The following is a 10,774-nucleotide window of genomic DNA, read 5'->3' as shown; positions in this document are numbered from 1 at the left end:
GGCGGCGTCGAGGTGCGGCGCTACGGCCGCGATCGTCTCGGCCGACGGGCGTCCGTGGCAGGCGGCGACCACGGCGTCCGCGTCGAGCCCGTGGTCCACCGCCCAGGCGCGCCACGACCGCTCGACGGTGCTGCCGGATTCCACCAGCACGCCGTCGAGGTCGAACAGCACCGCCGCGCACGACAGCGCATCGGCCGGGGTGCTCATGCCGCCCTCGCCCCCTCGCGCGACTCGGCCAGCGCGGCGGCGCGGGTCGCGGCCATCGCCATCGCGACCTCGTCGTCGGTGACGTCGTCGGCGATGACCGTGCAGCCGTACTCGACGGGCAGCACGAACCGGATCTTCGAGTCGCGGATCTTCCGGATCTGGCCCAGCGCCGCGGTGACGGCACCCGGCTGCACCGAGCCCGGGAGGTCCAAAGTGGACGTCGGCAGCCCGCAGCGGTTCAGCAGGCCGACCAGCCGCGAGCGGTCGTCCTCGGCGAGCATCCCGCGCCGCACCGCGATTTCGGCGGCGATCGTCATGCCGTAGGCGACGGCCTCGCCGTGCAGCACCGGGCCGTAGCCGGTCACCGTCTCCACCGCGTGGCCGACGGTGTGCCCGAAGTTGAGCGGGCGCCGCAGGTCCACCTCGTACGGGTCCAGCTGGATCAGCTCGGACTTCACGACGCTCGCCGCGCGCACGATCTGCTCCAGCGCGGGCAGGTCGCGGTTGAGCGCCAGGTCGGCGTTCTCCTCGATGAGGTCGAACAGCGGGGGTGAGCCGATCACGCCCTTCTTGATGGCCTCCGCCAGCCCGGCCGCGATCTGCCTACGGTCCAGAGTGGACAGATACGCCACGTTCGAGACGACGGCCTTCGGCTGGTAGAACGCGCCGATGAGGTTCTTCGCGCTCGGGTGGTCGACGGCGACCTTGCCGCCGAGCGCCGCGTCGACCTGGCCGAGCAGCGTGGTCGGCACGTTGATGTAGGGCACGCCACGCATGTACGCGCTGGCGACCCAGCCGATGGTGTCGATGACCACGCCGCCGCCGACCGACAGGATGATGTCGCGGCGCGCGATGGACGTGCCGGCCAGCCAGTCGAGCATGCGGACCGCGGTGTCGATCGACTTGTTGGCCTCACCGGGCGGGAAGGACGTCATGGCGACGTCGATTCCCTGTGCCCGCAACGAGTTCGCGAGGCGCTCGGCGTGCAGCGCGGCGACCGTGTCGTCGGTGACGAGGGCGACCCGCCGGCCGTCGATCTGCTTGAGGAGGAACTTTTCCGCGCAGGGCTCGGCCTTGCAGACGAAGACGGAGTAGATGTCGTCGCGGCTGGCGGAGGCGGTGAACGGCTCGGTATCGTCCGCCGCGGGAATCGGTACCAGATGCGGACAACGCACGTGCTCGAGCATGTTTTGACTCCCCTTGAAGTCCTTGTTCGCGCAACCGCACCTTGCGGACCCGCGCGGTGTCCAAATCGTGGAACACCGTGCTCCGGCTGGTACTTTGTAGTCACCGGGATCGGGTTGCGGGCACCGCGGGCTGCGCCGTCGCTCATCGAACTCTCGCACCGGTCCTTGTCGTGCTCATCTCCGAGCGTGCCGCCTCGCTTAGCGTGCCCTCCTTGCCGGGATAGGCTTTTTCCCATGGAGCTGAGGATCTTCACCGAACCGCAGGAAGGGGCCGGCCACGGCGATTTGCTGCGCGTGGCCCGGCACGCCGAAGCGACCGGGTTCCCCGCGTTCTTCCGGTCCGACCACTACATGCGCACCGGAATCGCCGCGGCGCACCCCGGTCCGTCGGACGCGTGGGTCACGCTGGGCGCGCTGGCGCGGGAAACCAGCCGCATCCGGCTCGGCGTGCTGCTGAGCCCGGTGACGTTCCGGTACCCCGGCGCGCTGGCCGTCACCATCGCGCAGGTGGACGAAATGTCCGGTGGCCGCGTGGAATTCGGCATCGGCTCGGGCTGGTTCGAGGGCGAGCACCACGCCATCGGCGCGCCGTTCCCGACCAAGGGCGAGCGCGTGGACCGGCTGGGGGAGCAGCTGGAGATCCTCACCGGGCTGTGGGGCACGCCGGTCGGCGACACGTATTCGTTCGAGGGCAAGCACTACCGGATCGTCGACTCGCCGGCGCTGCCGAAGCCGGTGCAGGGCCCGCACCCGCCGATCATCATGGGCGGCAAGGGGCCGAAGCGGCTGCCCCGCCTGGTCGCCCGCTACGCCAACGAGTTCAACAACTCGCTGTGGGACGAGGAGAACACGGCGGCGCAGTTCGACCGCGTCCGCGCGGCCTGCGCCGAGATCGGCCGCGACCCCGCGGAGATCACGTTCTCGGTGGCGCAGACCATCTGCGTCGGCGCCGACGAGGCCACCGTCGCCGCACGCGCGGAGAAGATCGGCCGCACGGTCGAAGACCTGCGCGAGAAGACGCTAACCGGTTCGCCCGCCGAAGTCGTCGACAAGATCGGCCGGTGGCGCGAACGCACCGGGATCTCCCGGGTGTACCTCCAGGTCCTCGACCTGGCCGACCTGGACCACCTCGACCTGATCGCCGCGGAGGTCGTCCCGCAGGTCTAGCGGTTCGCCGAAAGGGGGCTTTCCTCGTCCGAGGGAAGCCCCCTTCTTTCGTGTGGTCACCCAGGGTGCCGAAGCGCATCCTTTTCGCTAACCGCACGACGCAAGATGCTGGTCAATCACCTGATCGGTTAATTTTCTCCTCTCAATTCTTGATTCGGCACTCAGTCGCGATCGCAGAGGAACGGCAGAAATGCTCAATGAGCGGCAGGTCACTGGTCGGAGAAAATTCCTCACTGGCGCAGTTCTCGGAGTCGGCGGGACGGCGCTGCTCGACACCGGTCTCCTCACCGGGGTGGCGGGAGCCGCCGAATCGACCGCGGCGGGTTCGGGTTACCCCGCCTCGGTCATCAGCCCCGCGGACCAGCAGTACCCGGACCTGGTGCGCGCCCTCAACGCCCGGTTCGTGGCGCACCCCGAGCGGGTCGCCGTCGTCGACGCGCCGTCGCAGATCGCGCCGCTGGTGAACGCGGCCGTGAGCGCGGGCAAGCGGATCACCGTCCGCGGTGGCGGCCACTGCTACGAGGACTTCGTCTACAGCGACGACACCCAGGTCATCCTCGACCTGAGCAGCATGAACCGCGTCTGCTACGACTCGCAGCTCAACGCGATCGCGATCGAATCCGGCGCGACGCTGCTGGACGTCTACGAGAAGCTGTACAAGACCTGGGGCGTCGTCATCCCCGGCGGGGTCTGCTACTCCGTCGGCGTCGGCGGGCACGTCGCCGGCGGCGGCTGGGGCTGGCTGGTCCGCCGCAACGGCCTGGTCGTGGACCACCTGTACGCCGTCGAGGTCGTCACGGTGAACGCCGCGGGCCGGGCCCAGACGGTCGTCGCCACCCGCGAGCCCGGCGACCCCAACCGCGAGCTCTGGTGGGCGCACACCGGCGGCGGTGGCGGCAACTTCGGCATCGTGACGCGGTACTTCTTCCGGTCGCCGGGCGCGACCGGCACCGATCCGCGCAAGCTGCTGCCCAAGCCGCCCGCGAAGACGAACTTCACCGTGGCCGGCTGGAACCTGAACAACCTGTCGGAGCAGCAGTTCTCGCGCCTGGTGCGGAACTACGGGCAGTGGCACATCGACAACAAGTCTCCGAGCAGCCCGGCCCGCGACCTGACCGGCGCCCTGTCGGTGAACCACAAGTCGAGCGGCTCGGTCACCGCGCTGGCGCAGCTCGACGTGTCGGTGCCGAACGCGCAGGCCATCATGGACAGCTTCATCGCCTACCTGGCCGACGGCGTGGCGCCGCCCGACTTCGTCGCCCCGCAGACGCTGCCGTGGCTGCAGTTCGTCGAGCTGACCGGGACCACCAACTCGGTCGCGAACGACCCGACGTCGCGCGCCAAGTACAAGGCGGCGTTCATGAAGGGCCTGTTCACCCCGGAGCAGACCGCGGCGATGTACAAGCACCTGACCCGCTCGGACATCAGCAACCCCAACATCAACATCATCTTCCAGCCCTACGGCGGCCAGGTTTCCGCGGTGCCCCAGGCGAACACGGCCATCCAGCACCGCGACGCCGCCTACCAGGTCCAGTGGTCCTCGGTGTGGAACGGCGCCGCCGGCGACGCCGCCAACATCGCCTGGGCGCGCGAGGTCTACGCCGAGGTCTACGCGGCCACCGGGGGCGTCCCGGTGCCGAACGACGTCTCGGACGGCTCGTACGTCAACCACTGCGACGCCGACCTGAGCGACCCGGCGTTCAACAAGTCGGCCTCGCCGTGGCACGAGCTGTACTACAAGGGCGCGTACCCGCGCCTGCAGGCTGTGAAGAAGAAGTACGACCCCCGCAACGTGTTCCGGCACCGCCAGTCGGTCGAGCTGCCGTCCTGACGCTCCGCACGAGAAAGGCCCCGGACCACCCGGTCCGGGGCCTTTCTCGTGGCGTGCTCAGCTCGCGATGTCGATGGGCCGGTCTTCGCCCGGCTCGATGGTCCGGATGACGCGGGCCGGCGCGCCCACGGCGACGACGTTCGCCGGGATGTCCTTCATCACCACGGAATTCGCGCCGATCACGGCGTTCTCGCCGATGGTGACGCCCGGGCCGACGATGCTGCCCGCCCCGAGCCAGACGTTGTCGCCGATGGTGATGGGCTTGCCGTAGCCCCACTTCGCGCGGCGCGACTCGGGCTCGATCGTGTGCCCGGCGGCCAGCAGCTGCGAGTACGACCCGAGCAGGACGTCCTCGCCGATGGTGATCTGCCCGACGTCGAGGAAGATGACGCCGAAGTTCGCGAAGCTGCGGGCCCCGATCTTGGTCTGGTAGCCGTAGTTGCAGTAGAACGGCGGGCGCAGGTAGGCGCCTTCGCCGAACTCGCCGAAGAGCTCTTCGCAGATCTGGCGGCGCCGTTCGCCTTCCAGCACGGAACTGCGGTTGTACTCCTCCAGCAGCAGCTGGGCGCGCCGGACCTCCTCGCTCAGGAGTTCCCCGTTGGCGAGGTGGTACTCGCCGGCCAGCATCAATTCCTTCATCGCGTGGTCATCAAGCTGCATGGCGACGCTCCTCGGGGTTCCGGTTCACCGTTCCACGGTGCCCGTGGGGCGGTGATCAGGACATCTCCCAGCGTGCCGATTCCCTTTCGTTCCGGCCGGAAATGCGGTGAGGTAGGGCAGGATGACTGTCGGCGAAGACGAGCGCGATCATCGTCGGAAAATCGCGAAAGGATGACAATGATACTCGTTACCGGCGGCCTGGGTTCGATCGGGTCGCACACCGCACGGGCGCTGCTCGACCTGGGCGAATCCGTCGTGCTCACGTCGCACCGGTCCACCGGGCTGCCGGAGTACCTCGCGAACGAGGCCGAGGGCCGGGTCGTGGTCGAGCCGCTGGACACCACGGACGAAGAAGCCTTCCTCGACATCGGCAAGCGCCACGAGATCACCGGCATCGTGCACCTCGCGGCGAGCTACTTCGCCACCCCCGACCCGGTCGAGTACCTCCGCGTCGAGACCCTCGGCCTGCTGAACGCCCTCAAGGCCGCGTCGGTCTGGGGCGTGCGCCGGTTCTCCGTCGCCAGCTCGATCGGCGTCTACGTCGGCGTGGACGACTCGGCCCCGTGGCGCGAGGACGCGGCCCTCCCGGTGCTGCCGCTGCCCCAGATCCTCCAGTTCAAGAAGACGGCGGAGCTGTTCTCGATCGCGGCCGCGGCCGCCGGCGGCTTCGAGCTCGTCAACCTGCGCATCGGCACGATCTGGGGGCCGCTGAGCCTGCCGGACTCGCCGTTCTTCGCGCTGCCCCGCCTGCTCAGCTCGGCCGTGCTGGGCGAGGACGCGGACCTGACCCCGCCGCGCCCGGACGCCTACGCCGAGGACGCCACGGACCTCTGCTACGTCAAGGACTGCGGCCGCGCGATCGCCCTGCTCATGACGGCGAAGCACCTGAACCACAACACGTACAACGTCTCGAGCGGGCGCCTGGTGCCCTACGCCGAGGTCGTCGACGAGATCAACAAGGCCGTCCCGGGCGCGAACATCACGCTCCCGCCGGGCCGCAGCCCGGAGCGCCCCTCGCCGAACTACCTCGACATCACCCGCCTGCGCGAGGACACCGGCTTCGAGCCGGAGTACGACTCCGCGCGCACGGTGCAGGACTACGTCGCCTGGCTGAAGACGCACGAGCGCTGAGTCCGTTTCGAAGGAGCCCCGGGCCGCCTGGCCCGGGGCTTTTTCCTGTGCCCACGCACGAAAAAACCCGGCCGGGTCCCGGCCGGGATTCTTCGGTGGCGGTTCGGCGGCCTCGTCAGGCCCGGTAGATCCCGTAGCCGTAGCCCGAGACGTGCAGCCCGGCGGCGTCGTAGCTGGTGCCCTCGCCGAGAACCAGCTCGCCGGGCGCCGTCACGTTCACGGTCTCCGACCGCAGCGCCGGGTTGACCACCACGGTGAACTCACCGCGGCGGTAGACGAACGGGTACCCGGCCCGCACGATCGAGACGCCCCCGCGGGTGCCCAGCGCGGGATTCGCCTTGCGCAGGGCGATGAGTTCGCGGACGAGGTTCAGGTTCGACCCAGGGTCCTCGCGCTGCGAGGCCACGTCCGGCCGCGTCGGCGACGGGTTCGCGGGCAGGTAGGTGACGTCCGGATCGGCCGCGTCCCACTGCATCGGCGTGCGCGAGCCCGCCCGGTTGAAGCCGTCCTCGAAGACCTGCAGCAAGCTGCCCTCGTGGTCGGGCAGGCCGGGCTGGTACTGCGTGCCGATCTCGTCGCCGTAGTAGATCGCCGGCAGCGTCGGCCAGGTCAGCAGGAACACCAGCGCGCTGCGCGCGTGCCGCGCCGTGCGCGAACCGGCCACCAGCCGCGGCCAGTCGTGGTTCGCGGTGGGCAGGATGACGTGCCCGCGGTCGCCGATCGACGCCGCCGTCGTCGCCCATTCGGCGAGGAACACGTCGATCGAGCCCTGGCCCGCCGCGTCGAAGTAGGCCGGCCGCGGGTCTTCCCAGGTCATGTCGTAGACCGCGCGGTTGTGGAACAGCGAACGGAACGCGCGGCTTTCCCCGTAGTGCATGAAGAAATCCGCGTCGAACCCGGCCGGGACGGCCAGCTTCGGGTCGTTCCACTCCGACAGCAGCACGGTCCCGGGGTGCGCGCGGTCGATCCACGCGCGCACGTCACGCCACAGCTTCGACGTCTCCACCAGGCCGGGGTCGTCCTTGATCAGGAACGGCGCCATGTCGACCCGGAACCCGGCGATGCCGTAGCCCATCCAGAAGTCCATGATGTCCCGGAGGGCCTGGCGGTTCGCCCGCGGCCCCTCGGCGTCCACCGGCTGGCGCCACGGCTCGGCCTCGTTCGGCCGCCCGTACCCGAAGTTCAGCGCGGGCTGCACGGGGAAGTAGTTCGGCAGGTAGAAACCTTCCCGGCTGCCCGGCGACGGCTGGAAGTTCGGCCCCTGCTCGGCGGCCCAGATGTACCGGTGGTCGTCCGGGTCGTTCGCGGAGGCGACGAACCACGGGTGTTCGTTGGAGGTGTGCCCGGGAACGAAGTCCAGCAGCACCCGGATCCCGTGCCTGCCCGCCGAGTCGACCAGCTTGAGCAGGTCGTCGTTGCTGCCGTACCGCGGGTCGACGCGGAAGTAGTCCGCGATGTCGTACCCCGCGTCGAACATGGGGGAGGCGAAGCAGGGGTTCAGCCAGACCGTGTTGACACCCAGCCACGCCAGGTAGTCGAATTTGGACTCGACGCCCCCGAGGTCGCCGATCCCGTCCCCGTTCGAGTCCGCGAAGCTCTGCGGATAGATCTGGTATAGGACCGCATCCGCCAACCAGTCAGCCATGCTTGCCAAGCTACAAGAACCGCCGGTCAGGCCGCGTATCCGAACGTGCGGGAAGGTTCGCGCGCGGCGGGCGCGGCGGCACGCAGATCGCCGAGAGCGGCCGTGCTCCCGGCGACCTGGTAAACGTTTTCTCCGGCGCGGGTCAGCGCTTGACGTTGTAGTGCAGGTGCAGCACGCGGTCGCCCTGGATGACGACGTCCGGGTCCTCGAGCAGGACGGTCCCGGAGTGGCTGCCGAAGTACCGCTTGCCTTCGCCGAAGACGACCGGCGCGACGTCCAGCGCGACCTCGTCCACGAGCCCGGCCGAGAACGCCTGCCCGGCCACGTCCCCCGCGGCCACGCAGACCAGCCCGTCACCGGCCAGCTTCTTGGCCAGGTTGATGCCGTTCTCGATCGAGTCGGCCGTGTGGAACGGCGCGTCGGGGAACCGGGCCAGCCACTCGTCCGGCAGCGGCCGGTGGGTGACGACCACGAGTTCGTCCGCGGAGGCCGGCTTGCCGGCCCAGCCGTCGAAGGTGTCGAAGAGGTGCCGTCCGATCACCGTGACCTTGATGGCGTCCCAGAAGGGCTGCACGTAGTCCGCGGACGCCTTGCTGACGTTGAACGACCACTCGTCGTTGGCGCGGATCGTGGTGTCGCCGTTCCCGTACCAGTCGAACAGCGGTCCGACGGAGTCATCGGGATAGGCGATGTAGCCGTCCAGCGAAACCACTGCGTGTACGACAACTCGGGCCATTGCATCCGCTCCTTGACTTCATCGGCGGCGCAGGACATTCCTGCGCCCGTTGGCGATGCTATCGAGCGGGCGGCGTCCCGCATCTCCCTAAGTGCTCTCCTCGGCCAGTTCGACGATGAGGCCTTCGGGCCCGCGGACGTAGCACATCCGGAAGATGTTTTCGTAGTTGACGATTTCGCCGACGGTGTCCAGACCTTTCGCCCGAATTAGCTCGATCGTGCGGTCGAGGTCCTCGACGATGTACGCGATGTGCCGGTACCCCAACCGGTTCACGACCGGCGCCGGAGCGGGCGCCGGGTCGACCGGGTGGTGGAACTTGGTCAGCTCGAGCTTCCCGCTGCCGTCCGGCGCGTTCACCATCACCATTTCCGCGTGCACGCCTTCGAGCCCGAGGATCCGATCGACCCATTCGTCTTCGATCCGCATCGGCGTCGCGACTTCGAAACCGAGATCGGCGAAGAAAGCCGTCACCGCTTCGAGGTCGTCGACGATCACGCCGACGTGCTCGAATCGCCGCACCCCGCCCACGATCAGGCCGCCGCCCGGATTCCCGGCCACGGCGACCGGCGGCCGGTGTGACCCAGGTGCGCGGTCAGCACGTCGGCGTCCGCCCCGACCTCCACGGCCGGCCCGAACATCCCGAGCGCCCGCGCTTCGGGCCCCACGAGTTCGAGGGCGAACTCCCGCGCCGTGGCGACGACCTCGGCGTCGGGCTCGTAGGCGACCCCGCCGCCGCTCGCCAGGTCCCAGCCGTGGGTGAGCACCTCGTTGATGCACATCAACGCGTGCACCGAGCCGGGCGTGTCCGCCCCGCCCTTGCCCTCGGTGAGCCGTTCGAGGGTGCCGGGCTCGGCGAAGACGGCGACGGACCGGTCGCCGACCGCCCGGATGGCGGCCGCGGGGTCCGCGCCGAGCCGGTCGGTGTACGCCAGCTGCGCCAGCCGCTCCGGCTGCGTTTCGGCGGGGTCCAGCGTCAGCCCGCTCGCGACGTGCGTCGTCAAGCCGACCATGCCCAGCATGTGGCTGCCGACCTGGCGCACCGACCACCGCGGGCACGGGCTCCGCCCGTCCCAGGCCGCCGGTTCGATGGCGGCCGCCACCTCCGCCGTCGTCCGGAAAGCGCGCTCGAGCAGTGTGGGCAGGTCCATGTCCGTCCTCTCGTCGCCGGCTTTCCTCCAATCTGGGACAAGATCACGCTGACGATCATCTTGTTGCGTGCGAAATTCCCGTTTGCCGTGGTCAGTGTCCGCAGGTGACGGTCAAGCGGCCTCCGCGGTGGGCGGCGCGATCTCTCCGGGTGGCGCGGCGGGCCCGCTCGGTGCCTGATCCGAACTGGACAGTGCGGCGCCGCCGGAAGGGACCGCGGCCGCCGGTGGTCCGGTGCCGGAATGCTCGGTGGCCGCGCGGAAGGCCAAGTGGCGCAGCTTCCTCAGGTGCCGCTGCACCAGACCGGCCCGGCGCGCGTCGTCGAAGATGGTGCGCGCGACGCCGTTCTCGCGCCGGCGGCGGTGGCGCGGGGTGGATCCGTGGTCCGCCACGATGGTGTCCTCCACAGGTCTGCCGGATCGGGCCGGCGTGTCGGTTTGACGCGGTTCATCGCTCGGTGTGACCGTTCGGTCGCGCGGGAGCACGACGGCCGGTTCACCGTCTGGGTAACAAGGTTGTCTCGACTGGAACTCGGCCCGGCTCCGTTGGGCCACCTGGCCGCTCGCACGGTGCGTCGTCCGGACCTTCGCGCGCTGCGGGGGAATGCGGGCGGCCACCGTCCATTGTGGGAGCACGATGTGGGGCCGATCACGTGGCCAGGGCACGTCGTGCGCAGCCGCGCACGACGTCTTCCCTGGTGGCGCCCCCGGCAGGACTCGAACCTGCGACCTAGAGATTAGAAGGCTCTTGCTCTATCCAGCTGAGCTACGAGGGCCCGCGCCGACGGCTGCTGCCGATCGTGCCGGTCGCCCGGCACCGGCAGCTTAGTCGTCGCCATTCTCTCGATCGTTCGACACCGGCGAATCGTTTCAGGTCTCGTTCGACGTAATTCCGGAGTCCGGTGGCGACACCGTCACTGCCCGCGATCCGACCCGTTCGGGGGAGGTGTCCGGACCACTCCCGTGCGACGGACATGTGCGGCGGGCTGCCGCCGGTAGGCCCCGTGGGCGCGCCGTGCCGCGGCGGCGCGCCCACGGGGTGGGGCCGCTGTCGGGGGAGCGGCC

Annotated in this window: 10 protein-coding genes, 1 tRNA gene and 1 pseudogene; 3 read left to right on the top strand and 9 right to left on the bottom strand. The window is 69.7% G+C overall.

All coding sequences use genetic code 11. The annotated features are described in order from the left end of the window. Together G3I65_RS39150 and aroB are read right to left on the bottom strand one after the other, a co-directional pair. Positions 1-207 (bottom strand): annotated as a pseudogene (locus G3I65_RS39150) (hypothetical protein); the annotation flags it as partial. Then, on the bottom strand, positions 204-1,394 hold the full coding sequence (aroB, locus tag G3I65_RS39145; RefSeq protein WP_160700555.1) for a 3-dehydroquinate synthase: 1,191 nt from the start codon (positions 1,392-1,394) through the stop codon (positions 204-206). The gene aroB and the pseudogene G3I65_RS39150, both read right to left, overlap by 4 nt. 234 nt (positions 1,395-1,628) lie before the next feature. On the opposite strand from aroB, the gene G3I65_RS39140 reads away from it, so the two are divergent. Next, positions 1,629-2,561 (top strand): LLM class F420-dependent oxidoreductase, encoded by a 933-nt coding sequence (locus G3I65_RS39140; protein ID WP_160700554.1) that lies wholly within the window; start codon positions 1,629-1,631, stop codon positions 2,559-2,561. Between the two features lie 292 nt (positions 2,562-2,853). Further along, complete coding sequence (locus tag G3I65_RS39135; RefSeq protein WP_309235933.1) at positions 2,854-4,392, top strand: FAD-binding protein; 1,539 nt, start codon at positions 2,854-2,856, stop codon at positions 4,390-4,392. A 57-nt stretch (positions 4,393-4,449) separates the two neighbouring features. Here the strand turns inward: G3I65_RS39135 and G3I65_RS39130 are convergent, their stop codons facing one another. Beyond that, entirely contained in the window at positions 4,450-5,052 is a 603-nt protein-coding gene (locus tag G3I65_RS39130) for a sugar O-acetyltransferase (protein WP_160700552.1), read from the bottom strand. A gap of 177 nt (positions 5,053-5,229) precedes the next feature. Between G3I65_RS39130 and G3I65_RS39125 the strand changes: the two genes are divergently transcribed. Continuing rightward, complete coding sequence (locus G3I65_RS39125) at positions 5,230-6,183, top strand: NAD(P)-dependent oxidoreductase (RefSeq protein WP_160700551.1); 954 nt, start codon at positions 5,230-5,232, stop codon at positions 6,181-6,183. 115 nt (positions 6,184-6,298) lie between these two features. Here the strand turns inward: G3I65_RS39125 and G3I65_RS39120 are convergent, their stop codons facing one another. The 6 genes from G3I65_RS39120 to G3I65_RS39095 all read right to left on the bottom strand — a co-directional run bounded on the left by G3I65_RS39120 (position 6,299) and on the right by G3I65_RS39095 (position 10,485). Continuing rightward, positions 6,299-7,828, bottom strand: a complete 1,530-nt coding sequence (locus G3I65_RS39120; protein ID WP_160700550.1) for an alpha-amylase family glycosyl hydrolase — start codon at positions 7,826-7,828, stop codon at positions 6,299-6,301. Positions 7,829-7,970: 142 nt separating this feature from the next. After that, positions 7,971-8,564, bottom strand: coding sequence for a dihydrofolate reductase family protein (locus tag G3I65_RS39115; RefSeq protein WP_160700549.1), 594 nt, complete (start codon positions 8,562-8,564; stop codon positions 7,971-7,973). An 87-nt stretch (positions 8,565-8,651) separates the two neighbouring features. Next, positions 8,652-9,083, bottom strand: coding sequence for a VOC family protein (locus G3I65_RS39110; RefSeq protein WP_309235932.1), 432 nt, complete (start codon positions 9,081-9,083; stop codon positions 8,652-8,654). Between the two features lie 11 nt (positions 9,084-9,094). Further along, complete coding sequence (locus G3I65_RS39105; RefSeq protein WP_160700548.1) at positions 9,095-9,712, bottom strand: TIGR03086 family metal-binding protein; 618 nt, start codon at positions 9,710-9,712, stop codon at positions 9,095-9,097. 111 nt (positions 9,713-9,823) lie between these two features. Further along, complete coding sequence (locus G3I65_RS39100) at positions 9,824-10,102, bottom strand: hypothetical protein (protein ID WP_160700547.1); 279 nt, start codon at positions 10,100-10,102, stop codon at positions 9,824-9,826. Positions 10,103-10,408: 306 nt separating this feature from the next. Continuing rightward, a tRNA-Arg gene (locus G3I65_RS39095) sits at positions 10,409-10,485 on the bottom strand. Positions 10,486-10,774 lie beyond the last annotated feature (289 nt).

Source organism: Amycolatopsis sp. SID8362, from assembly GCF_010550475.1.
Lineage (GTDB): Bacteria > Actinomycetota > Actinomycetes > Mycobacteriales > Pseudonocardiaceae > Amycolatopsis > Amycolatopsis eburnea.
This window is presented reverse-complemented; position numbering and strand designations above follow the sequence as displayed.

Excerpts from the sequence above, each read along its gene's own strand:
- G3I65_RS39130 (WP_160700552.1), bottom strand. The coding sequence starts at position 5,052 with ATGCAGCTTGATGACCACGCGATGAAGGAATTGATGCTGGCCGGCGAG.
- G3I65_RS39140 (WP_160700554.1), top strand. The coding sequence starts at position 1,629 with ATGGAGCTGAGGATCTTCACCGAACCGCAGGAAGGGGCCGGCCACGGC.
- G3I65_RS39105 (WP_160700548.1), bottom strand. The coding sequence starts at position 9,712 with ATGGACCTGCCCACACTGCTCGAGCGCGCTTTCCGGACGACGGCGGAG.
- G3I65_RS39115 (WP_160700549.1), bottom strand. The coding sequence starts at position 8,564 with ATGGCCCGAGTTGTCGTACACGCAGTGGTTTCGCTGGACGGCTACATC.
- aroB (WP_160700555.1), bottom strand. The coding sequence starts at position 1,394 with ATGCTCGAGCACGTGCGTTGTCCGCATCTGGTACCGATTCCCGCGGCG.
- G3I65_RS39120 (WP_160700550.1), bottom strand. The coding sequence starts at position 7,828 with ATGGCTGACTGGTTGGCGGATGCGGTCCTATACCAGATCTATCCGCAG.
- G3I65_RS39125 (WP_160700551.1), top strand. The coding sequence starts at position 5,230 with ATGATACTCGTTACCGGCGGCCTGGGTTCGATCGGGTCGCACACCGCA.